Here is a 22,895-nt window from a genome sequence, read left to right on the forward strand (position 1 = left end):
GGCAGACAAGCTCGAGTGGTGGAATTGGTAGACACGCCGGACTTAAAATCCTGTGGGCATTTGCCCGTGCGGGTTCAAGTCCCGCCTCGAGTACCAATGAAAGAAAAACCAAGACCTTGTCTTGGTTTTTTTGTTTTGGAAACAGCACCAACCTTGGTTGCGTGATAGTGTACAAAACAAAAAATTATCCTGCAGAGATTGATTTTTCATTCTCAAAATGTTCGAACTGGGACTCAGCAAAGCTAATTCCCGCCTCGAGTACGAATAGAGAAGCTCTTACGAAGTAAGGGCATTTTTTATGGAACAAAGTGAACCAAACCCTTTTGGCCGCGACTTTTATATAGTATCAGAAAACTACACAGCGCTATCTATAGAAAGTTTAAAGAACATACTATTATTGGAAAGTCGCTTCATTCTAATGAAAAATCATTTACACTTCGCATAACCCAAAATCAACAATGGAACATTCAACCTCATCAACTTTATAGCAAAAAATGAAATGTTATAGTGTGCAAACCTCATTACATTTTATTGTTGAAGGGATTTCGCTATATTTCCTTGAAAATAGAAACACTACAATAAGTACTGAATTTAGCTGCGGAAGGAATAAGTTATGATAATACTACCGAGGGAATTACTCACACCTAAAGATGCTCACAGAAGTATAGGTTTTCAGGGTTGCACAATAATTGAGAGTTGCTTCTATGAAAATATACTTAAAGATGTGGCATATTTATCAGAACATGAGCTCATCTACATAATTTCGGGGCAGATTATTTTAAAAAACGAAAACAAAGAAATCCACTTGAAACGTGGAGAATCCGTATTGATTAAAAAAGGAGCGTTTTTTGAATTTAAAAAGCTGGGGAAAATAATTGGCGAAGATTATGAAAGCCTTCTTTTCTTCATAAACAGCGAATTCATTAAAGAGTTTATTCAAATCTATGGTCTTCAAAACCAGTCACATCAGGCCACTAAGACTTCGATGATTAAGCTAGATAAATCTGCTATATTAGATGGCTTTATGGTTTCACTTTTTCCTTATTTTAACGAGCTTAATAAAAAGGAAGAAGAAGTATTAAGGTTAAAAACTTTTGAGCTACTATTTCACTTATCCAATACCAATCGACATATATTTGACTTCTTTTTTCAGCTCACGGATAATTCAAACCTCAGTTTGGTCAGAACAATGGAGACCTTTTACACAAAAAATATGATGCTTGAAGAATTTGCTGAACTGTCTGGTAGAAGTTTGGCTACTTTCAAAAGAGAATTCAAAAAAGTATTCCATGATACCCCTGGGAAATGGTTAAAAAAAAAGCGTTTGGAATATGCCCGAGAGCTACTTCTAACCACAGGGAAAAAACCTACATCGATTTATTTAGAATCAGGATTTGAAGATTATGCCCACTTTTCAAAATCATATAAACAACACTTTGGATACAATCCTTCAGAAACAATATGAGCTTCTAAAACATATCTTTTGAACTAGAAAGACAAATCTACAATAGTATAACATGATAATTTTGATTAAAAAGATTATCATGATTAAATATTCATTATCAGTTGTTTTATTAATTACTTTTATCACAAATTCCCATTCACAACAAACACCTCCTGAATGGGATTTTGGAGGAAGCTATTTGGTAGCTATTTCCGATGCCGACATGTTACCATCGGCCTATGAAAATGGGGAATTGGGCCCAATATATGGAAAAGATGAACTTTCAGTTGTCCCATTAAACGTCAAGCCCAATAACTACCAAAAGTTTAGTATAAACGTGAGTAATTCCGTCGCAGGCCCACCATCTGTAGTAGATGTCACTCCAGACGGTAGGTATGCTTTTGTAATAGAAACATTTACTGCAAGGCCTGGTAAAACAAGGAAAGAGACTTTTGCCGATCTTAAACTTGGCAATATACTGACCATCATTGATTTAAACTTACCGGAGCAACCAAAAATATTAGATACTATTCAAATACCAGAACGTCCTCTATCAATAAGCGTAAATCGTAACGGAACATTATTAGCAATCAGCTATCACCCTTCCGGAGGCGGGAAGCAAACACCTATTAGCCTGCATCGAATAAGTGATGGCAAAATCACCAATACCTATTTCCCAAAAATTCCAAATTGGCCGCTAAAAGATGAATTAACAGATGTACTCTGGCATCCCAAAGAAAACATCATTTCGCTTATTAACAATACCAATGCTACAGTTCAGTTTGCTGAAGTCATCGATAACAAAAAAGAATTGCAGTTAGCGCAATGGGGTAATATAGTTAGCGTTGGAAAATTCCCATTCATCGGAAGATTTACGAAAGATGGTAAGCATTTTTTAACCAACAACCTGTTCTGGGGATCAGATGTGTCTGGAACTTGGACCGAAGCTCCAAAAGGAACTATTGTAAATATAAGCCTAAATCATTTCCAAAAAAATGGAAAACCAATACACGCCCTTACCTCACAAGTTTTAGTGGGAGCTTCTCCAGAAGGGTTTGCGGTTTCCCCGGATGGTAAATATGTAGTCGCTGTCAATATGGAACGGAGCTGGCTCCCCTATGAAGATGAAAGACAAAGTTGGTTTAGTTCTATAAGCCTCATAAAACGAAACCCGCGAACAGGTGCCATGAAACATTTGAATACGGTACCTTATTACGCCATATTGCCCGAGATGGCCGTTTTTGATTCATCAAGCAAATACCTGGCGGTAGTCAGCTCAGACCAATATGACCATTCTTTTTCTGGTGGCGCGTTGGATTTCTTTAAAATAGTCAGAGACCCATTGGACATCGAAAGAGAAACTATTGTACAAACAAGATATTCTGTTCCCCTACAACACGGAGCACATGATCTAATATTGATAGATTAGGATTGAATGGGTAGTTTTATTTAGAACGGCCAACAGGATGTAGCGTCAATTGCTGCACTGGAAATGTCATAGGATATTTCTTAACTAATCCTACCGATGTGATGACCTCTAATAATTTAATTGTTTAATAAGCGGATAATTGCTTAAAGTTAAACAGCTATCCATCTTTCTTGCTGTACTTTTAAACTATCCGTTTTATTGGAGTGGGGTTATGTCTAATTGACTGAAACGAAAAATAGGTCTACCGCGATTTATATACTTATGTCAGGTTGGGCGTAGTCGAAACCCCTTTGAATATACATTTTTTCAAGCCTTCGACTGCGCTCAGGGTGACAACTGTCTATTTTTGTTAACATTTGTTCTCTTTTGAACCGATTATTTCGTCCAACTCACGTTATATCAATCCCCACTTTCCAACTCAAAAATTTCGTTGACATGAACCTCAAAAACCTTTGACAGCTTAAGTGCCAACAAAGTTGAAGGCACATATCGGTTCTTTTCGATGGAGTTAATGGTCTGGCGGGAAACCCCTAATAATTTGGCCAAATCTTCTTGGGTCAAGTCCTTTATCGCCCGGTGTACTTTTAAGTTGTTTTTCATAATTATTTATACGACCTTTTAAGTACGTTGAAAAACAATATCTGCACCAATAAAATATATAACAATACCTGAAAATAACCATCATCTACCTTAGCACCATCAGGGTCCAACAACAGTTCAACGGCATAGGTTACATAAGGTTGCACCAAGGCATACAACACCCCGATAACAATCGCCAAACGATACGATATGGCACGTAAACTGGCCACGAATTCGTCTTCAATCTTTTCGCGCGATATAGAGACCATTAAAAAACCCAAAATCATGATGTTTCTTAATAAAGGTTTTACCCAACTAGGCTCATCGACAAATTTTTTAGCGATCATCAATAGAAAGGCACCGATGATAATCGCCCAACCAATTTTCAGGAACCGGTTTGGGAGTTGAAAGTTGCTCCAACGTTTTAAAAGCCTTGTCTCTGATTCACAGAAATTTCCCATAATGTAAACTATTTTTTGCTAAATGTATATTATTTTTTACTAAATGACAAATATACTTTACATTTTTAATTATTAATATAACCGCTTTTCCTTTAGGCCAATATGCTTTTATTCCGTTTAAGACCGTTAAATTTTACAATTTTGAGTACATTCAACCTACTGTAGCAATCCAACACAAGTGATGGCCCATACCAAAGAACATATTGTCGCACAAATGAAACGAATCAGGTTAGTACCCGTTTACCATACCGATGGGATTACTGAAGCCAAAACGGTAGTGGATTTTTGCTACGGGGCAGGCATACGGGTGTTTGAATTTGTCAATCGTTCTGACAATGCTTTACGTACGTTCGCAGCATTACGGGAACATTGCGAACAATACGATGATTTTATTTTAGGCGTTGGCACCATTTTCAATGTTGAGGATGCCGAACGGTTCTACGATATTGGAGCACAATTTATCGTTTCACCGGCGTTGGTAAAACCTGTTGCCCATTTTGCCAACCTAAACGAATTATTATGGATACCGGGCTGCGGCACAATCACCGAAGTTCATGAGGCCAAAGTGCTCAATACCGATTTTATCAAAGTGTTTCCGGCAAATGTACTGGGTACTGCGTTTGTAAAAGCCGTCAAGTCGGTACTGCCAAAGGTGAATATCATGCCTACCGGTGGTATATCTCCCAAAAAAGAGGTATTGGACCAATGGTTTGATGCTGGTGCCGATTGTGTAGGCATTGGTTCCAAACTTTTTAAAAACCTTGAAGATGAAGGTAGCGATGCCCTAGGCAAGATGCTACGCCATATCCAAAAAATGGATTGAATCCGAATACCAAGACAAGTTTAAAAACCTGCTATAAAAAAGTATCAGAACATACAGCACTACTTTGCCAAAAAGATTCAGAAAGGGCAGCTGCCCATCGGAAGTTATCTGCCCTCTGAGCATGAAATTTGCGAGCAATTCGGCACTACAAGAACAACAGTAAGGCGAGCGTTGGACGAACTGCTCAAAGCTGGCTTTATAGAAAAAGAGAAGGGCCGCGGAAGCAGGATCGTAGAATGGCGAAAATCATTGGGTTTATTGACCGTTAAAGGCTTCTCTGAAAGCTTGAACCAACGAAAAAAAACTGTGGTACTTCAAGAACCTATAATGAGTTCGTGGAATGAAGGAAGTCCGTTTCCATTTACCAAAAAAGAACAGCTTGCCAAAGCAGCCTATTTTCAACGCCTGCGCTTCGTAAATGACAAAGCCATAATGTTAGAGCACAACTGGTATTCTTTAGATCAACTGCCCATTCTAAAAACCAAGGATTTTGTGGACGGCTCTTTTTTCAAAACCTTAAGTCAACGCTTCCTTATCGAAATTAAAGGTACCGAACAAGAACTTCGTGCGGAAAAGGCTTCCCCAACAGTGGCCAAACATCTTAATATTTCGGAGGGTTCGCCCATTTTGCATATTTCGTTGCGTTTTACCACAAGCCGACCTGGTTTGCACCTGTACAGTGAAGTGTATTGCAACACCAACAAATATCCCATTACAAATCGCTATTTTCTTTAGCTGTTAGGTAGTGCAAAGGTGTATAGTTCCCTAGGATTTTGGATGAAAATAGCATCCAGGTGATGCCCCAGTCCTTTTTTGTTTAAAAAAGCTGGAATAGTGTCCATTAAATAATTTAAACCTGGGCCACCCCCGTAACTTTTCCAATACTTGTTTTTGGCCATATCCATACCTAAGGTAATTTGATCGGGATAATCAGGAAGTAGCGCTTCCAATAATCGCAGCGTCCAATTTGGGCTATCGGCGGGCCATCTAAAGGCACTGTCATATTCTACCTTGACCCCAACATCGAGTACCGCGCGATTGTAATCCACTTCTTTGGCCCGATCCACGTGGGATAATACCACATGATTCAATCGTGCCCCTAGTTTTTCAAACAACAATGCCTGTTCCAATGCCTGCCTACCGAAATTCGTGTGGGTCAAAATAGGGACACCGGTTTCTAAATGGGTATTTACTACGGCACGGAAAATCTTTTCTTGGTGTTTGCTAATGGGTTCGTCTCCCGTTGCCAATTTGATGAGTCCCGCTTTATGCGTCGTTCTTTGTACAATGGGGCCTCCGTAGTCGAATTTATCAATCCCGAACTGGACATCTTGAATAAATAGATCTGTCAATTGCGCTTCGGTATAGGTATAACGCCAGTGATTTTCAGGATAATATTGTTCTAGATGAATACCGGTGGGTGCAATAATATGAACCTTGCTTTTTTGACTGACCTCAGCCAATTTCAATACATTTCTTCCACAATTTGCGGGCATGGTATCTACTACCGTTCGGCCACCTGCTTTATAAAAGCCTAGCAACTCTTCAGCCACTTTTTCAATATCATTCAACAAAAACTCTGGATAGCCAGCCGTTACATAACTATCTTCAATAATGATATGCTCATGTGAGTAGGTAAAACCCATTTCATCTGCTGGCCTATCACCTAAAACCGTACGAAAAAAAGTTTTGTTCATTTAGGTATTGTTTAACCATCCGTTTCTTGAGGTATCTGCAATGTTATCCGGAAATTCCAAAATAGCCCCTTTTGACAACAAGGTATTTTGTAGGTAGGGCACATCCAATCCTTTTGCACCGGTATCAGCATCCAATGATTGAACAGCCGCAAAACCGGCGGCTTGCCCCATAGACATAGTTTGGGCCATTGACCTGCAAGAAGCATGTGCATCATGGGTCGCCGAAAAGCAACGCCCTACCACCCAGGTATTTTCACTTTTTTGAGGTACCAAAGTGCGATAAGGCACCCCATAGACCTTTCCATTAGGCACATATTGCCAAAACGTCTCTGAACCGGAACCACTGGCCTTTCGATGGTCTTCAATAGGGGCACCACATAAAAAAACTTGGTCTTCAAACTGTTTTGCGGTCATACAATCTTCTTTGGTCAATCGGTATTCACCATAAACCCGACGTGTTTCACGTACCCCAATCTGTGTGGAAAGCCCGATAATCTTTGCATTTTCATATCCGGGTACCTCATCCCTGAAAAAATCTTCAAAAATAAAGGCTTGTCTTCTGCCCTCTTGTTCCGCTTCTGTAATCCCTTTGGGCGTCAACGGGTTTTTATCGACTACCTTCACGGCAACGGTAGAAATACAACTGGGCTGGCACATTTCGTGCGCGGAACCTTCTTTTCTTGGTAGCGGGTGACTTCCATTTTCATAAGCCATTTTCATTTTTTCTTTCAGGAGTTTTTTCCCCCCGCTTTTCTCAAACCGGTCTAAATCTACGTTTGCCATTCGAAAGGTCGTGGTCATGCTTTGGGCCGCCTCTTTCTCACCAGCTAGTTCGTAGGGAATTTCGGCCCAATGACAATAATCGGCATCGCCGGAAGCATCTATGATTCGTTTGGCATGTATCCGGAAGAAGCCCAATCCCTTATGAAAACAAATACAACTGGATGCTTCCCCTGTTTTTTCAACAGCTACCAGAGTCGTATGAAAGAAAGTGTCTATGCCATTTCCGATTAAAAATCGATCCCATAGTTCTTTTAATTTTTCAGGATTATAATTGACCCCTGTTCCCGCACCGTAAGTATTCGGTCGCAAAAAAACATCCCCGGTTTTACAGAGTTCGTTGACGACCCTATCGGGAATACCCCCTACAATTTTTCTTGGGGTATCTGAGGGGGTAAAAAATCCGTAGAACGTATCCAGCATTTGGGTCGATGTTCCCCCTGCAAAACCGTAACGTTCAATGAGGGTCACTTTGTAGTTCCCCTGACCAGCAGCAATCGCCGTTGCGCATCCCGCACTACCACTACCGATAATCAAGATATCGGTCGTATAGGTTTTTTGAATTTTTGTTGAAAAATGCTCCATACTACTGCTTTACACCAACATTTTCAAAAAGTTTCGCCATTCTATGGGCATGTTCGTCATAGGCGGATTCAAAAAGGGCAGCGGCACGTTCTTCACCTACCACCTTGCCACTGCTCAATACTTTGGGTGTTTTGCCATTTTGATGCAAAATAGCCGCAATTTCGGCTTTTAAGGTATTAATCAATAAAACGCCCCCTAATGTTGACCCTGGCGCCACCGGAGTGTCCATACCCTCAATAGGTATCATGGCATCACCCAGTGGTGCACCGGTATCCAACACAAAATCGGCAAAATCAATCAATTTCTTACCATCTTCACGTTTCGAAGTGCTACCCTCTAAATGTTGACTGCTCACTAATGCTGCGACCTTCACCTTTTTTTTCTGGAACTCCTCGGCCATTTCAATGGGCACTACATTACAGCCACTTGACGAAATGATCAATGCGGTGTCTTCTTCGGTAATATCAAAATTTCTTAAAATCTTAACGGCAAGACCGGAGACATTTTCAATGAACATAGCCTGTCGTTGTCCGTTGGCGCCCACCACTAAATTATGAAAGGAAAGCGATAGTTCTACGATAGGATTGAACCCCGGAAAGGAACCATACCTAGGCCACATTTCTTCGACCATCATACGGCTATGGCCGGATCCAAAAAGATGCACCATCCTACCCTTTAAAATAGCATCAGCAAAAATCTTGGCTATCCTCTGTATTTGTGCTTCCTGTTTTTCAATAACGCCGATAATCGCTTTACCTTTTTCTAAATACTGTTTCGTATAACTCATAGTTTATTTTTCTCTTGATTTTGCGAACAATGCCGCTCCCATTGCCCCTGCATATTGCCCATATTTGGCGATTTCAATTTTTGTCTTTGAACTGTCAGGCCGCCATTCGTACAATGCCATAAATTCTTTTAATGGCCCTAAAAGTGCCTCCTTGGCCCCATGGGCGATTCCACCGCCCAAAACAATCAATTCGGGTGAAAAGGCATTGATCAACGATCCCATACCCACGGCTAGTTTGCGTACGGAATCCAACCACCAATGTGCCGCCAAAACAGCTCCATTTTGGTAAGCTGCCACCAAGGCTTTGGTGCTTTCAAATTTTTGATGGGTTCGTTGGCGTACTGAAAAATTGCCTATGGCGTATTCCAAGCTACCTACCATATTGGTCATTGTTGGTACACCGTCATGGTCAACGGTAATATGCCCAAAATGCCCCGCGCGATTCAGGTTTCCTTGGTAGAGTTCACCATTGATGATTACGCCTCCCCCGACACCAGTACCCAAAGTCAACAATAGAAAGTTCTGTATTCCCTTTTTTTGATATTTCGCGTGGTATTCTGCCAAACAGGCGGAATGACCATCGTTGATTACCGAAACATCTAAATCAATGGCTTTGGACCAGTCAAAATTTTCGATACCCTTTAAACGTTCCGGCATATGGAGGATTTTTCTATTTGCAGCATCCGTAAGTCCCGGAGCCGATATGCCCACTTTCAACTTCTCTTTTTGTGTTCCTCCCATTGTGGTTTTTTGCGTTTCGATAATTTCTAAAATACGTGCCTTCCAGTCCGATTCCCCATCATCGGAATACGTCGCTATCTCTTCTTTCTGAAGTATTTTGGCATTTTCATCCAATAGCATCCATTTGATGCGCGTCCCTCCAATATCAACACCTAAATAGTTCATATGCTATTATTCATATTGTCCTTCACTAATTGCCCAACCGCCATCTACACTCAATACTTGACCTGTGATAAATGTGGAATCTGGGGCCAGAAATAGCAATACGGCATTTTTGATATCGTCAGGTTTTCCGGGGCGACCACCATCCAAGGGTTGTTTGGTCTTTACAAAAGATAGGATGGTATCATCTTGCATTGCCCTTTGCGCCATGGGAGTTTCAAATAGACTTGGGGCAATAACATTCACCCGAATATTTTTATCGGCATAATAGGCTGCAATCGATTTTGAAAACCCAATGATTGCAGCTTTAGCCGAGGCATAGGCATGGGTCACAAAGTATTTTGGTGAGGGCGAATATGCCAAAACGGACCCCATATTCAAAATAGTACCTGCTTGCCCAGTTTCTAAAAAATAATTGATTATCGCCTTATTGGACAGCATCAAAGCGGTGAGGTTCAAATGCAATGTTTTGTTCCAGCCTTCCAAACTCATTTCGTGCAAAGGTCCATCCCCAAATTTTCTACCACTACCGCCCGCAACATGAAAAAGTCCGTTAATATGACCAAATTCGGATTTCGCCAAGGAAATCGCTTTTAGTATGGTCTCTGGTTCAATGGCATCTCCACTAAAAATTATGGGCTGCTCCCCAATAATTGTTCTTGCCGATTGACAACTTTCTTCGTCTTTACCCACCAACACCAAATCGGCACCATGTTCATTGAGGGCCACGGCCGCAGCCAAACCCATGCCCGATGTGCCACCCATGATGATATAGCAGGTTCCTTTAAAGTTCACTACACTCGATTAAATGGCCCAAGGATTGCTGGTCTGTTCATCATAATCGATACACCCCAAGTACTTTTGGGGAATAGGAAGATAGGTTCTTGCTTGGGTCATTCCAATTTTAGAGGTAAAGTAGCCCGATACAGCGAGGTCTTTCAGTATGAAAAAATAGTGTATTACAGGTGGCTCCGCATTTTCATTGGCTTCTGCAAAATCTATGGCCTCAGCCTGTATGTCCTCTAACAATCCCAATTTCGCGGTATCCTCCAACTTTTCAAATGGCTTGCCATGTCGTTCCACACATAAGGCTTCTATTGAGGTAAGCCCTGTTAAAAAAACATCTTGGTCCTCGGGTGCCAAACAGTCTTGCACCATGGTCACCATATACTTACCTACCTCAGCGGCTTTGGCTCCGGGTAGGCCCGGTGTTGCTGGAATTATGGTCTCGGCCAACTCATCTAAAAATGCCACATCGTTTGCGTTCAGGTCGCTCCAAACCCTAGGTTCATACTCACAAGATTGTAACAAGGTGGTGGGCAATACCAAGGTGCAGCCACCGATAACGCCTATATTTTTTACAAAACTTTTTCTATCCATAATCGTCGGTCGTTTTTGTCTTAAGTTGAACTTTAAAGGTTTCTGCGTTTTAATTCGGCTACCGCATAATCTGCGGCCCGGGCCGTTAATGCCATATAGGTCAAAGAAGGGTTCTGGCAGGCACTTGAAGTCATGCAAGACCCATCGGTCACAAACACGTTTTCAGCGCCCCAAACTTGGTTGTTGGCATTGAGCACTGATGTTTTCGGACTTTTACCCATTCTGGCGGTTCCCATTTCATGAATGTTCAAGCCCATCGTTCTATTCTCGGGAACAATTTCAATATCGTAGAATTTCGCCTTGTCCAACATTTCAACCGCAGACCCAATCATATCTTTGGTCATGTTGGTTTCGTTGGTTCCAAATTCCGCATCAATTTCCAATAAGGGAATACCCCAATCATCGGTCTTGTCTTTACTCAAGGTTATTTTGTTATTATGATAGGGAAGGCATTCGCCCATGCCCATCAATGATATTTCCCAAGGCCCTAGACGGGTCAAATCTTCTTTTAAGGACGCTCCGATCGCTGTCTCGCTGACCTCACTTGCCGAGGGACGCATTCCTGCAACGGAATAGGCAAATCCCCTAGTGAAATCTGTCCGCTTGTCATCACCGAAATTTCGGAACCTTGCCAAATACGTTCCGGTTGGCCTTCGGCCTTCATAATATTTATCCTTAAACTGATCTGACTTTGCCTTTACCCTTGCATTGTAGTTATGGTCCATCAGGTTATGGCCCAATTCGCCGCTGTCATTGCCCATTCCCTCTGGGAAACGCGATGAAGTGGAATTCATCAAAATCAAGGTGGAGTTTAAGGTAGCCGCATTGACAAAGACGATTTTTGCGTAAAATTCCATGGATTCCTTGGTATTCGTATCAATGACGCGAACCCCTTTTGCCTTTTGAGTTTGTTCATCATAAATGATGGAATGCACCACTGAAAATGGTCGAATCGTCAAATTTCCCGTTTTTTCAGCAGCAGGTAATGTTGCGGAGTTACTACTGAAATAGCCACCAAATGGGCAACCGCGATAACACATATCCCGGTATTGACATGGTCCGCGGCCCAAATGCGGTTGCGACAGGTTGGCCGTTCTAGAAATGACCAAGTGCCGGTCATTGTAATTTGTTTTTAGGGTGTCTTTAAAATAAGTTTCCATACAGTTCATCTGCATTGGAGGTAGAAACTCCCCATCGGGAATTTGGGGCAGGCCATCACGATTACCACTGATACCCGCAAATTTTTCAGCATAACTATACCATGGGGCGATATCTTTATAACGGATGGGCCAATCAACGGCAACCCCTTCTTTGGCATTGGCCTCAAAATCAAGATCACTCCAACGTTGGGTCCATCTTGCCCATAACAACGACTTTCCGCCTACTTGATATCCCTTGATCCAATCGAAAGGCTTTTTTTGAACGTAGGGATGCTCATCATCCTTCACAAAAAAATGTTCCGTAGCTTCTTCGTACGCATAGCATTTGCTCAAAATAGGATTTTCGCTCTTCATTTTATGGGTCACCTTGTTGCGGTGCGGAAACTCCCAAATATGTTTACTCGCGGTTGGATAGTCTTTGATATGTTCGACCATTCGCCCCCGTTCAAGCACCAATGTCTTCAATCCTTTTTCACACAATTCTTTGGCTGCCCATCCACCACTGATTCCAGATCCGATAACGATGGCATCATAGGTGTGCTTTTCTTGGGCTTTGGCATTAATATTCACGGAAGCAAATGCCCCATTTTTTGATTCATTCATCTAAAACAATTTAAGATTTGATTTTTTGGACGATGTCACCCGTAGTTTTATGTTTGAGTATGTATTTGATATCGCCATTGGGCAATACCTCTTCTTTGATCAAATTGTAATTTTCGTCGAACGAGACCGCTGTTTTTGAAACTTCTTCCACATCCGCCCCACGCCAATCCTCTAAAATGACCGGCTCCCACATTTTGGTCTCAGCCGACTTAAAGGCTGCATCCAAAACCGCATTTACGACATAACCATCATAAAAAGTCTCCCTAGGTTGCCGATTGGTCTCCATAGCTTCGAACATGTCGGTAAACATATTGGGGTACCCCAAATCATGGGCCTCGTCCCCTACTGGAAATAACCAACCTTTATCAACCTCGGCTTTTTCCGCTACATAGTTATCCCTATCACCTGTTGTGAACATTTCAAATCCGGTTCTCAAAAAATTATTGATCCAAATCGTACCTTCAGTCCCCATTACCTCATCACGAAGGTCCATACCGCCCCTGAACGCCCAACTAACCTCAAATTGGCCTATGGCCCCATTGGCGTACTTCACCAAGGCAATGGCATGATCTTCGGCATCAATAGGATGTACTTGCGTATCTGCCCAACACATTACTTCTAAGGGCCGTACTTCTTTGCCAATATAATTGCGGCTTATTTCAACACAATGGCATGCCAAATCGATGATGGCACCGCCTCCTGATTTTTCTTTGTCCCAAAACCAATCGCTATGCGGACCAGGGTGTGTTTCCCGCGATTTTGCCCAAAGCACTTTACCTATAGCACCATTCTTAACGCTCTCCAATGATTTTAAAAACTTGGGGGTATAACAGAGATCTTCTAAATACCCGGCAAAAATTTGTGCTTCCTCGACCATATCCAGCATTTCTTTGGCCTCTTTCGCCGTTCTGCCCAATGGTTTTGTACAAAGTACTCCTTTTTTGGCCTTGGCACAAGCCTCAACAGCTGCTTTGTGCAAATGGTTGGGCAAAGAAATGAGCACCACATCAACTTCTGGATGTTCAATAGCTTCAAGCATATCATCGGTAAAATGGTCTAAACCGTAATCTTTGGCGAACCGCCCCGCATTTTCCTTATTTCTGGAATAAACACTCACAACTTGGTCTTTTCTACGCTGGTCATGCAATGAGGTGGCATAAAACCTCGCGATAAAGCCCGAGCCCAACATGGCAATTTTCATCTTACTTGATTGTTTTTTTGATAAGTTAGCTATATTTCGTTAGATGTTCCGCGCTCCACATGAAGCTTTAGTTTGATGGTGTTACCAACCAAAGGTTTCTTGCACGAACACTTTACTTTTCTTCCAATCTTCTTTCAGCGCATTCTTAGGCTCAAAACCATCTGGAAAGGCCAATTCTATGGCAGCTTTGCCCATAAAATCAGCAGCCTGGAGTGCTTCGCTTATGGCCTTAAAGTCAGTAGCTCCCTGCCCGACATATTCCGTCCATGTGCCATCGGCATACTGATCACGGATATGAAGGTACACCAATTGGGAGCCATAGGTATTGATAAAATCCACAGGGTCAACACCCGCCCTGATCAACCAATTCAGATCGGGGCCTAGATTAGCATTGGGTATGCGTTGTAGCGTACCTTTTAGGTCATGAAGGTCATTCTCTACCTCATAGGTATGGTTATGCAGGTTGGGCTGAATGCCGTTGTCTTCACAAATAGTAAAAATGCGTTTTAGCAATTCTGCTTGCGCATCCAGTTCGCTTTCGGTTTTCATTCTTCCCAAGTGACCTACCGATATTCCAAACGTTTCTGCGTTCAAGGCTGCAAGCCTGGGCACCACTAGTTGAATGTCTTCCCATATTTTTTGATGCTGCCCCTTATCGGCCATTTGAAAACCCACTCCATAGGAAGAGCCTGAAACCTTGATTCCGTAAGTATCACTAAGTGCAGCGATACGTTTGACCGCATCATCGCGACGTAGCACGACTTCCATCAATTCCACACCATATAAACCCGCGTACGCCATATCGGCGAAAACCTGTTCTAAATTCGGGGTACAATCCCAGTTTGGGGGAAATTTACTGGCATACACCCAAAGGTGGCCACAGATGGCAACATTAGCTACTAAATCATTGTTGCTATCTATCTTGGAAGAAAACATACTAGGCAGTACTATGCCGCCCAACGATGCCTTTGCCGTGTTTTTAATAAACTTTCTACGATTATATTCTGATTTCATGGTTGCTCATCTATGTGTTTAGGAATAAGCTTAGGTGTTCCCTAAAAATACGAAATAAACTTGTACGTACAAGTTGTTTCTCCATAAAAGCCGATAACCTTAAGACAGGGTTACCTAAAGTAGTGTTGTTTAAAACCAGATACCTTTGTGTTCTAAACGTATTCCACTTTCTATTCTATCCTAAAAAAGAAAGAAACCTTTAAGACCTAAAAGATCAAATACGTGCTCAATACTAATAACGCTATTAGACCGCCTACGATCCACGCATATTTCCATGGGGTAGTATCTATGACATCCGTAACTTTAGGTATATATACGTCCGTCTTAGGTTTAACTAAGCCTACGACGAGCATGATAACGATATTGACGACAAACAGAATTCCCATAATATGTAAAAAGTGAGGGTAAGCCTCCGCCTTTATAACGGCCAGTTGTGCAATATCCGTAATTCCATTTGCTTCGGCTTTTTCCAATGCTTTTCCGACCATACTAGGCCCAATGAACAATAAGCTGATAAGATACATGAGCACCCCAGCTATCAAAACTATCTTTGCTCCAATTGCAGGAACTTTTTTTGTAAGGATTCCGATAAGGACAACAGCTAAAATAGGTACACTTAAACTCCCTAATGCTTGTTGAATATAAGAGAACAAGCCGTCTGGTGCATACCTGATAAACGGTGCTATGGTCATTGAAATAACGGCAAGGGCCAGTCCAAAACGCTTACCTGACTTCACCGTTTGAAGCTCAGAAGCCTCTTTGTTAAAGAATTTTTTATATAAATCGAAACCAAATAGCGTTGCACTACTGTTAAGCAGGCTATTAAATGAACTTAAAATAGCCCCAAATAAAACAGCCGCAAAGAACCCTAACAGGCTGCCTGGTAAAACCCTTCGAACCAATTCAGGGTAAGAAGCATCTGCATCCGTGAGCTCCGCACCAAACATGTTGTAAGCTATAATACCCGGTAAAACTACTATAACCGGGATTAAAAACTTAACAAAAGCTGCCAACAGCACCCCTTTTTGGCCTTCTTTTAAACTTTTTGCCCCAAATACACGCTGCAATATGGATTGATTGGTGCCCCAATAGTACATTTGTGCAATCATCATTCCCGTAAAAATAGTTCCGACGGGTATGGAAGAAGTTACATCCCCGGTAACATCAAACTTATCTTGATTTTCAGACCATAGTTTAGCTATTCCTCCCGAAATACTACCATCATCACTTATCATGGTCAATCCAAAGTAAGGAATCAACAAACCGCCTATCAATAGACCTATTGCGTTCACTAAATCTGAAACCGCAACGGCTTTTAAACCTCCATAGATTGCATAAACAATACCTATTACACCTATACTCCAAACACATATCCAATAACATACGGTCTCAGATACACCCAAGACCTCGGGCAACTGAAACATTGTAATAAAGGCTTTTGACCCTGCATAGAGTATCGTAGGCAATAGCACTATCCCAAAGGCAATCAAGAATAAAACCGATAAAATCGCTTTTGTGTTTTCATCAAAACGCCCTTGTATAAATTCGGGAATCGTTGTAATACCTTTTTTCATGTACTTAGGCAAAAACCAGACAGCGGTTATGACCATGGCAATAGCTGCGAGGGTCTCCCATGCCATTACTAGAATACCTTCGGTAAATGCCTGACCGTTTAGACCCACTATCTGTTCAGCAGAAAGATTGGTCAAAAGCAAGGAACCGGCAATGGTAAGCGCTCCTAAACTTCTGCCCCCTAAATAGAAACCGTCCGCGGACTTTTCGTTAGTACCTCGTGTCGCATACCAGGCTATGCCTGCTACCAATAATGTAAAACCCAAAAAAGAAATAATGGATAAGGTTCCCATAAAGAGTTGGTTTTAGTTTGGTTATTATAAATTATGATGTACTTTTTTACATACCCGTCACCAAAGTGGTGCACTTAGTACGAATTTCGTAAAACGGTTGAAGATAATTTATTCAAATTCAATTTACAATTTTTGTTAGGCTAAAAATTACGAAAAAGGCAGTGCATCAATGATTGCAATACTTTTTTGAAACCCGATATCCGCTTTTGGGGGAACACTGTATTACTTTTCACTTTGTGAAACCGGATATATTCCCAATACGTCTTCAATAAATCGATTGGTTTCTTTTTGAACGGACTCCAAATCTTTTGAAGAGACGTGGGAGGTCATCACATGATCGCCCACTTCAGTAAAGGCAATACTTCTTTTTTTGCCGGCCGGGGTTCCCAACACATCAAACATTCTTAACATCGCGGGTACGGAAACCACCTTATCTTGAATGGAATCATTTTTATGGAAATATCCCAAAAATGTTGGCTGCCCAACCTTCTCGAAAGTTTCAGGAACCATGGTATAGTCTACCATGGCCTGCAAATGTGTTAATGCCTCAAGTCGGTATTTGGTGGTCCAATATCGGTTTTTCAAATCGATATCCGTATCAAATTCATGATAGTTGCCACCTTTTACCAACCGAGCCAATTGAAGTCCCCATGGTTTTGTCAGTAACTTTGCATTAGAATCATAAATTTCAATATTTGGGGAGTATAGCAACAGTCCGGCTATGTCAACATCACCACCGGCCAAATGCAATGCCAATGTCCCTCCGGTTGAGGTCCCCATTACAATCACTTTTTCACCCAAACGTTTGGCCACGGCGATGGCTTCTTTTGCAGAATCAATAACCGCATCAGCTGTCAAGTCAAGCATAGGCTCTTCTTCACTCAGTCCATGCCCCGCCAGCCTTGGCAGGTATAGATTACATCCATAACGTTTTGCCGTTTCAAGATGGATGGGGTCACCTTCTTCTTGACTAGCCGACCATCCATGAAGATAGACGATACTATATGCTGTTTTTTTGGGAATACTATCGAACCAAATGATTCTGGCCTCATTATCAGGCCTAATATTTTTTAATTGCTTCTCCCGCGCTTTAATCTGGTTTTCTAAAGCATGTAGATCAGCAGTTACCTCTGGTAGTGTCTTATCCAATTCAGGGGCTTCCACTTTTGGCCCTAAAAAATAGGCTACTACCAAAATTGCAACAACGATGAGAAAGCCTTTTACGATTTTGGAAACTATTCCCATTTGCCTTCTTTAGTTACAATCAATTGCGTAAGTATCATTTTCATCCTTAGTCCAATCCGTTGGAGGGTTCTCGAGTTGCTCTTGGTTGACCTGAATACAGCTTAAAGGGTTATCACCGATAATAAAATCCGTCAATGCCAGATTTACCGATACATCGATGGCACTGAGCTTATTGTCGGAAAGCGATAATAGTTGTAGTGCGGTATTGTCAGAGACATCAATCGACGTTAATTCGTTACGATCCGCGCCCACTTTTTCTATGATTGAGATGCCATCAAGGGTAAGCTCTTCGAGCATATTATCTTCAGCCCATAGAAATTTAAGGCTTCTATTTCTAGAAACATCCAAAGATGTCAGTTCATTTCCCCTAACGTTTAAATTTTCCAATGCATCAAAACTACCGATACCACTAAGGTCCGTTATCCCTTTATCGTCAATGATCAAGTTCGTTACCGATTTGATACGGCTATCCAATACCTGGCCATCTAGAGCGTCATCTAAGTTTGCATCTATCAAAGCCTGTTCAAAAGCGGAATCCGCTATTGCCGTTACGGCAGGTACCGGGGGTGTGTTGGTTTGTTCCTGTTCTTCCCCAGTAGCGGTGGCATCAGAGGAGCAAGAGAGCAATACCATACACGTTAAGAAATGATAGTAGAATTTATTCTTTTTCATAGCATTTCAAAAATACAATTTTTCAGGTGAATCAAATTAATGGTAAATTCAAGCGCAAATTAATTATGAAAAAGCTCTTACAAATAGTAGGTCCGGGACTCTTGTTCGCCAGCATGGCAATCGGGACCTCACATTTGGTACTATCGACAAAAGCTGGCGCCCAATACGGCTGGGTAATGATCATCCCTATCGTTTTGGCTAACATTTTGAAATATCCCTTTTTTGAGTTTGGGGTACGCTATACCCATGTTACAGAGAAAACACTTATCGAGGGATATCAAAATCTAGGCAGAAAATACCTTTGGTTATATGCGTTCATTACCGTCGTAAGCGTTTTCACCATATTGGCCGCGCTTTACGTCGTTACCGCGGGGCTCTTTATGAATCTTTTCAAAGTATCAAATGTGGGTATCAATACTGTGACATTGGCCCTATTCGCATTTATAAGCTTGCTCTTGATCATTGGGCGTTATCGATTTTTAGAGGTTTCATTGAAATTCGTGGTCAGCATACTCTTTTTGGCCTTGATTACTACCACAATAGTTGTTATTCATAAGGGGCAGGTCGTCCCTATCGCAGATTTCGAAGCCCCTAAAATATTTAATGAGGTCGGTGTACTATTCCTTATCGGTCTCGTTGGATGGATGCCCACGGCTGTTGAAGCTTCTGGCTGGGTCAGTATGTGGAGTATGGAAAAACTGAAATCCTTATCAGAAAAACCCTCTTTAACGGCCACATTGAATGAATTTAATCTCGGTTATTTTTTGACGGCATTATTGGCCGTATTCTTTTTGATTATAGGATGGATGACCCTATATGGCACTGGAACCGAACTAAGCGGAAATGCGGTGCTTTTTGCAGACCAGGTAGTAGGTATGTTTACCTTGCATATAGGTAGCTGGGCTTATATTTTGATTGCCGTTGCAGCTTTCGCTACCATGTTTAGCACCTGTATGACCGCTCATGATGCGGTTTCAAGGGTAAGCCTTGATGTTTTGGCAAAACTTTATCCAACGTATAAAGGCTTTACCATCAAGTCTGCTTTCGCCATAACGGTTGTACTGTTAGCGGTTATAAATTGGATGGTCATTGCTTTATTTAGCGGAAATATGGCAAATCTAGTAGCCTTGGCCACCTTTGTCTCATTCGTAATGGCACCCTTAATAGGTTGGATGAATTTAAGGACAGTTACCAGTGATGATGTTCAAGCCCGATACAAACCTTCATCTGCGCTTAGGATTCTAGCTTATGTCGGAATGATCTTTCTTGCTGCATTTGCCCTTTACTATTGTTGGATAATACTCATATGATACGCTATCATAGACCCCAAGGACCTGAAGTAGTTATTTGAATAGCAAATTATCGTTCAATACCACGAATAAGGAACGTTGGTTCTTTTTGTGCAACACCTCGATACAATACACCCCATTTTTACAATTGTTGAGTATTTTATCTTCCCCATACCCTACGGAATAGAGAATGTTTGAGTTCGAAACGCCCATATCAATCAAGTATTTTTTGATGGCGTCAGACCGAAGTTGTGTCAATCTAAAGTTTGTTGCGCTACCCCCACGGCTATCGGTGTGTGTTTCTATCCTTAATTGTATTTCTGGAAATAGTTTTATCGCCTCGACCACTTTATCCAATTCTATGGCAATCTCTGGGGTTATGGTCGCTTTATTTCTAGAAAAGTAGAACTGTCTCAGCTTTATCACTTTTTGCCCCTCACGATCCTCAACGATATCTTCGTAGGCGACCAACCCCACATTGGCCTCCAAATCCTTCAATTCATCCAGTGCTTCACCACCATAGTTTTGCTTAAAAAGGGAATGTTTTTCTTTGGTAACCTCAAGGGTTACTTCTTCTTGCCAAGGCACTTCGATACGATACGTACCGTCATCGGCAGTCAACACTTCTTTGAGCACGCTTTTATCACTGTCTTTTAAGGTCACCTTGGCGCCCGTAAGTACGGTGGATTGATTTTCGTTGACGACCTTTCCCTTCACGACCAGTGTCTTTATTCCTGGTTTCTCATCTACCATAAAGCCATAGACATCATCTGAACCCTTGCCGCCTTTTCTATTGGAGGAAAAATACCCCAAAAGCCCGGATCCCGCATCGCGCATTACAAAGCCAAAATCATCTTCAGTTGAATTAATGGATTCCCCTAAGTTTACCGGAATACTAAAATCACCATTTACATCAATCTTTGTTTGATAGATATCCATACCCCCAAGCCCATAAAACACATCTGAGGAAAAATACATGCTGTTCTCAAAAATGAAAGGGGCGATCTCATTACCTGGGGAGTTGACCCTTGGTCCTAGATTAATCGGTGCGGACATTATACTACCGCGATTGGTGTTGACATAATAAATATCGGTGCCACCAAATCCATTTTCGAAATTAGCTGCAAAATACAACCTTTCCGTACTTGAGTCGTAGAAAGGATAGTAAAATGAAGTACTTAGATCACGCCATAAAAACCTAAAATCACCATCTATTTTCTGTATTCCAATGGCCAAGGCATTTTTTCCGTTTTCATCAAATTCCAGTTTGCCCTCGGTAGTATTGGAGAGTACATAGAAAACACTGTTCAACGCTTCAGAAAAGTACGGGGTCGCTTTGTGATAGTCAGACGCCTTGATATCACCAAAAGGCTTGATGTCCGTTAACTGGCCTTCGGCATTGATTTGCCCATTGAAAATGTCAAGATACGATTCGCCCGTTGGGCCATAGCTTGTTTTCTTACCGTTAGGCCTACTGCTTGAAAACAAGAGATTGGATTTGTAGAATGTTGGGGAAAAATCGGCTTGTGGACTATTGACGTTTAAATTGAATATTTTAAAATCGAGTGCCACGGTCTCGCTATCTGAACCCAAAATAGTTCTATTGAAGGCTATATTTTCCAAAAACTCTTTATCCATTGCCGTTTCCGTCTTTTGCAGTACATCGTCAATGCGTTTATCATTCCCGATTTTCGTCAATCCATGAAGATATCTGTTTAAACGAAAGTTATCAACAATGGAGTCGTTTGAAAAGTACTGGGAGTACATATCCGTTGCTTTTTCATAATTCTCGATTTGAAAGTAAGCATCGGCCAAATTTAAATATTGCCCTGATGTAAGTAAGATACCCTTGTCTTTATCACTTTCATAGGCGGTAATCGCTTTTTGATAGGCGTATTGAAAGAAATAATCATCCCCCTTGGATTTTTTCTTCTGCGCGTATACCACCGTAATCGTAAGAAAGAAAATCAATAAACTGTATCTCATGGCATTGCTATTAGAAAAATCTTGGTGAATCAATCTGCTTAGGTTTTCCCTTTAGGCTTTTGTTTTTATTACTCGACTTGTTGGAACCACCCCCACGCCCTAAATAAAACTTCAATATTACTTCGTGTGATCCACTATTAAACTCCCCTAAAACATTGGTGTTATAATCATAGGCATATCCTAAAAAAGTACTCGGGGCCACTTGAAAACCTGCCAAACCACTTATCGCATTGTCAAATCGATAAGACGCACCAAGGGTCAAGGAATCTAAAAACAAAAAGTTCGCCGATAAATTTATGGTCGTACCCGCACCTTGCAAATAGTTGATCAAAAAAGCTGGCTTGAATTTAGACCTATCGGAAAGCTCAAAAACATAACCCCCGATAAAATTGTATTGGATCTTATCTTCAACCAAACTGGCTACTTCGTCATTATAAATACCATTAGTCAAAAAGTTGGGTATGGACGCGCCCAAATACCATTCGGTGCCGTACATGAACAATCCCGCTCCGACCGTGGGGTAAAAATTATTCACCTCTTGGCCAAATAAAAGCGGCTCTCCAGGGTTTTGAAAACTGCCCTCTGAGTAATCCACATTTAATATAGAACCACCAGCATCTACCCCGAAAGAAAGCCAAGAATCATCAGAAAGGTTGATCTCATAAGAATAGGCAAGGTCTATAAAAGTCTGGGCTACTGGCCCCAACTCATCATTGATAACATTGAAACCCAAGCCCATTTTTTCGTTGCCCAAGGGCACATTGGCACCAAAACGTATGGTTCTGGGTGCGCCGGGCACATCAATCCATTGTGCACGATATAGCCCTAAAACCTCAGGTGATTCGACAGAACCTACATAGGCAGGGTTGAAACTACCGATATTATACATATACTGGGTATATTGCGGTTCTTTTTGTGCGTTACTTTGCCCAATAGCAAACAAAAAGGCTAATACGATAATTGACCTGCGCGTTATGTTCATCTTCATTCTT

At 41.5% G+C, this 22,895-nt stretch carries 21 protein-coding genes and 1 tRNA gene; 6 read left to right on the forward strand and 16 right to left on the reverse strand.

Features of this window, described 5'->3' with window-relative positions:
• The first annotated feature begins 9 nt into the window (after nucleotides 1-9).
• The 3 genes from AACM45_RS06705 (at nucleotide 10) to AACM45_RS06715 (ending at nucleotide 2,873) form a co-directional block, all read left to right on the forward strand.
• A tRNA-Leu gene (locus AACM45_RS06705) sits at nucleotides 10-96 on the forward strand.
• Between the two features lie 628 nt (nucleotides 97-724).
• Nucleotides 725-1,465: an AraC family transcriptional regulator gene (locus tag AACM45_RS06710; protein WP_339141568.1), complete on the forward strand. Its 741-nt coding sequence runs from the start codon at nucleotides 725-727 to the stop codon at nucleotides 1,463-1,465.
• Between the two features lie 79 nt (nucleotides 1,466-1,544).
• Nucleotides 1,545-2,873, forward strand: coding sequence for a hypothetical protein (locus AACM45_RS06715; protein ID WP_339141569.1), 1,329 nt, complete (start codon nucleotides 1,545-1,547; stop codon nucleotides 2,871-2,873).
• Between the two features lie 399 nt (nucleotides 2,874-3,272).
• On the opposite strand, the gene AACM45_RS06720 is transcribed toward AACM45_RS06715, so the two are convergent.
• Nucleotides 3,273-3,473: a helix-turn-helix transcriptional regulator gene (locus tag AACM45_RS06720; RefSeq protein WP_445227722.1), complete on the reverse strand. Its 201-nt coding sequence runs from the start codon at nucleotides 3,471-3,473 to the stop codon at nucleotides 3,273-3,275.
• Nucleotides 3,474-3,475: 2 nt separating this feature from the next.
• Entirely contained in the window at nucleotides 3,476-3,913 is a 438-nt protein-coding gene (locus tag AACM45_RS06725) for a hypothetical protein (protein ID WP_339141570.1), read from the reverse strand.
• 181 nt (nucleotides 3,914-4,094) lie between these two features.
• Between AACM45_RS06725 and AACM45_RS06730 the strand changes: the two genes are divergently transcribed.
• Both AACM45_RS06730 and AACM45_RS06735 read left to right on the forward strand, forming a co-directional pair.
• Entirely contained in the window at nucleotides 4,095-4,736 is a 642-nt protein-coding gene (locus tag AACM45_RS06730; RefSeq protein ID WP_339141571.1) for a bifunctional 4-hydroxy-2-oxoglutarate aldolase/2-dehydro-3-deoxy-phosphogluconate aldolase, read from the forward strand.
• Between the two features lie 51 nt (nucleotides 4,737-4,787).
• Nucleotides 4,788-5,471 (forward strand): GntR family transcriptional regulator, encoded by a 684-nt coding sequence (locus AACM45_RS06735; RefSeq protein ID WP_339142387.1) that lies wholly within the window; start codon nucleotides 4,788-4,790, stop codon nucleotides 5,469-5,471.
• Here AACM45_RS06735 and AACM45_RS06740 read toward each other — a convergent pair.
• From AACM45_RS06740 to AACM45_RS06795, 12 genes are all read right to left on the reverse strand, one after another.
• A complete protein-coding gene (locus tag AACM45_RS06740) occupies nucleotides 5,468-6,433 on the reverse strand; it encodes a phosphotriesterase family protein (RefSeq protein ID WP_339141572.1) in 966 nt (321 codons plus the stop codon). The two genes, AACM45_RS06735 and AACM45_RS06740, sit on opposite strands and share 4 nt — an antisense overlap.
• Complete coding sequence (locus AACM45_RS06745) at nucleotides 6,434-7,798, reverse strand: FAD-dependent oxidoreductase (RefSeq protein WP_339141574.1); 1,365 nt, start codon at nucleotides 7,796-7,798, stop codon at nucleotides 6,434-6,436.
• A 1-nt stretch (nucleotide 7,799) separates the two neighbouring features.
• Nucleotides 7,800-8,585, reverse strand: a complete 786-nt coding sequence (locus AACM45_RS06750) for an SIS domain-containing protein (RefSeq protein ID WP_339141576.1) — start codon at nucleotides 8,583-8,585, stop codon at nucleotides 7,800-7,802.
• 3 nt (nucleotides 8,586-8,588) lie between these two features.
• Entirely contained in the window at nucleotides 8,589-9,491 is a 903-nt protein-coding gene (locus AACM45_RS06755; protein WP_339141578.1) for an ROK family protein, read from the reverse strand.
• A gap of 6 nt (nucleotides 9,492-9,497) precedes the next feature.
• A complete protein-coding gene (locus tag AACM45_RS06760; RefSeq protein ID WP_339141580.1) occupies nucleotides 9,498-10,283 on the reverse strand; it encodes an SDR family NAD(P)-dependent oxidoreductase in 786 nt (261 codons plus the stop codon).
• Nucleotides 10,284-10,292: 9 nt separating this feature from the next.
• Nucleotides 10,293-10,868 (reverse strand): gluconate 2-dehydrogenase subunit 3 family protein, encoded by a 576-nt coding sequence (locus AACM45_RS06765; RefSeq protein WP_339141582.1) that lies wholly within the window; start codon nucleotides 10,866-10,868, stop codon nucleotides 10,293-10,295.
• A gap of 32 nt (nucleotides 10,869-10,900) precedes the next feature.
• Nucleotides 10,901-12,631, reverse strand: a complete 1,731-nt coding sequence (locus AACM45_RS06770) for a GMC family oxidoreductase (protein ID WP_339141584.1) — start codon at nucleotides 12,629-12,631, stop codon at nucleotides 10,901-10,903.
• Nucleotides 12,632-12,641: 10 nt separating this feature from the next.
• Nucleotides 12,642-13,832, reverse strand: coding sequence for a Gfo/Idh/MocA family protein (locus AACM45_RS06775; protein ID WP_339141586.1), 1,191 nt, complete (start codon nucleotides 13,830-13,832; stop codon nucleotides 12,642-12,644).
• 81 nt (nucleotides 13,833-13,913) lie between these two features.
• Nucleotides 13,914-14,846: a sugar phosphate isomerase/epimerase family protein gene (locus tag AACM45_RS06780; RefSeq protein ID WP_339141588.1), complete on the reverse strand. Its 933-nt coding sequence runs from the start codon at nucleotides 14,844-14,846 to the stop codon at nucleotides 13,914-13,916.
• A gap of 206 nt (nucleotides 14,847-15,052) precedes the next feature.
• On the reverse strand, nucleotides 15,053-16,711 hold the full coding sequence (locus AACM45_RS06785) for a solute:sodium symporter family transporter (RefSeq protein ID WP_339141590.1): 1,659 nt from the start codon (nucleotides 16,709-16,711) through the stop codon (nucleotides 15,053-15,055).
• Between the two features lie 222 nt (nucleotides 16,712-16,933).
• Nucleotides 16,934-17,956, reverse strand: coding sequence for an alpha/beta hydrolase (locus AACM45_RS06790; protein ID WP_339141592.1), 1,023 nt, complete (start codon nucleotides 17,954-17,956; stop codon nucleotides 16,934-16,936).
• A gap of 9 nt (nucleotides 17,957-17,965) precedes the next feature.
• A complete protein-coding gene (locus AACM45_RS06795; RefSeq protein WP_339141594.1) occupies nucleotides 17,966-18,628 on the reverse strand; it encodes a hypothetical protein in 663 nt (220 codons plus the stop codon).
• A gap of 65 nt (nucleotides 18,629-18,693) precedes the next feature.
• Between AACM45_RS06795 and AACM45_RS06800 the strand changes: the two genes are divergently transcribed.
• The gene (locus tag AACM45_RS06800; protein WP_339141596.1) at nucleotides 18,694-19,938 is read left to right on the forward strand and encodes an NRAMP family divalent metal transporter; all 1,245 of its coding nucleotides are present in this window, start codon (nucleotides 18,694-18,696) and stop codon (nucleotides 19,936-19,938) included.
• Nucleotides 19,939-19,971: 33 nt separating this feature from the next.
• Here AACM45_RS06800 and AACM45_RS06805 read toward each other — a convergent pair whose 3' ends face one another.
• Nucleotides 19,972-21,903, reverse strand: coding sequence for an OmpA family protein (locus AACM45_RS06805; RefSeq protein ID WP_339141598.1), 1,932 nt, complete (start codon nucleotides 21,901-21,903; stop codon nucleotides 19,972-19,974).
• Nucleotides 21,904-21,913: 10 nt separating this feature from the next.
• Nucleotides 21,914-22,891: a PorP/SprF family type IX secretion system membrane protein gene (locus AACM45_RS06810; RefSeq protein ID WP_339141600.1), complete on the reverse strand. Its 978-nt coding sequence runs from the start codon at nucleotides 22,889-22,891 to the stop codon at nucleotides 21,914-21,916.
• Nucleotides 22,892-22,895 lie beyond the last annotated feature (4 nt).

This window comes from Croceitalea sp. MTPC5, from assembly GCF_036985505.1.
In the GTDB taxonomy this organism is placed as follows: Bacteria; Bacteroidota; Bacteroidia; order Flavobacteriales; family Flavobacteriaceae; genus Croceitalea.

Bases quoted from the DNA above. Each gene is read 5' to 3' on its own strand.
- AACM45_RS06765 (WP_339141582.1), bottom strand. From the start codon at position 10,868: ATGGATAGAAAAAGTTTTGTAAAAAATATAGGCGTTATCGGTGGCTGC.
- AACM45_RS06755 (WP_339141578.1), bottom strand. From the start codon at position 9,491: ATGAACTATTTAGGTGTTGATATTGGAGGGACGCGCATCAAATGGATG.
- AACM45_RS06720 (WP_445227722.1), bottom strand. From the start codon at position 3,473: ATGAAAAACAACTTAAAAGTACACCGGGCGATAAAGGACTTGACCCAA.
- AACM45_RS06775 (WP_339141586.1), bottom strand. From the start codon at position 13,832: ATGAAAATTGCCATGTTGGGCTCGGGCTTTATCGCGAGGTTTTATGCC.
- AACM45_RS06715 (WP_339141569.1), top strand. From the start codon at position 1,545: ATGATTAAATATTCATTATCAGTTGTTTTATTAATTACTTTTATCACA.
- AACM45_RS06745 (WP_339141574.1), bottom strand. From the start codon at position 7,798: ATGGAGCATTTTTCAACAAAAATTCAAAAAACCTATACGACCGATATC.
- AACM45_RS06750 (WP_339141576.1), bottom strand. From the start codon at position 8,585: ATGAGTTATACGAAACAGTATTTAGAAAAAGGTAAAGCGATTATCGGC.
- AACM45_RS06790 (WP_339141592.1), bottom strand. From the start codon at position 17,956: ATGGGAATAGTTTCCAAAATCGTAAAAGGCTTTCTCATCGTTGTTGCA.
- AACM45_RS06730 (WP_339141571.1), top strand. From the start codon at position 4,095: ATGGCCCATACCAAAGAACATATTGTCGCACAAATGAAACGAATCAGG.
- AACM45_RS06805 (WP_339141598.1), bottom strand. From the start codon at position 21,903: ATGAGATACAGTTTATTGATTTTCTTTCTTACGATTACGGTGGTATAC.
- AACM45_RS06770 (WP_339141584.1), bottom strand. From the start codon at position 12,631: ATGAATGAATCAAAAAATGGGGCATTTGCTTCCGTGAATATTAATGCC.
- AACM45_RS06795 (WP_339141594.1), bottom strand. From the start codon at position 18,628: ATGAAAAAGAATAAATTCTACTATCATTTCTTAACGTGTATGGTATTG.
- AACM45_RS06785 (WP_339141590.1), bottom strand. From the start codon at position 16,711: ATGGGAACCTTATCCATTATTTCTTTTTTGGGTTTTACATTATTGGTA.
- AACM45_RS06810 (WP_339141600.1), bottom strand. From the start codon at position 22,891: ATGAAGATGAACATAACGCGCAGGTCAATTATCGTATTAGCCTTTTTG.
- AACM45_RS06800 (WP_339141596.1), top strand. From the start codon at position 18,694: ATGAAAAAGCTCTTACAAATAGTAGGTCCGGGACTCTTGTTCGCCAGC.
- AACM45_RS06780 (WP_339141588.1), bottom strand. From the start codon at position 14,846: ATGAAATCAGAATATAATCGTAGAAAGTTTATTAAAAACACGGCAAAG.
- AACM45_RS06725 (WP_339141570.1), bottom strand. From the start codon at position 3,913: ATGGGAAATTTCTGTGAATCAGAGACAAGGCTTTTAAAACGTTGGAGC.
- AACM45_RS06740 (WP_339141572.1), bottom strand. From the start codon at position 6,433: ATGAACAAAACTTTTTTTCGTACGGTTTTAGGTGATAGGCCAGCAGAT.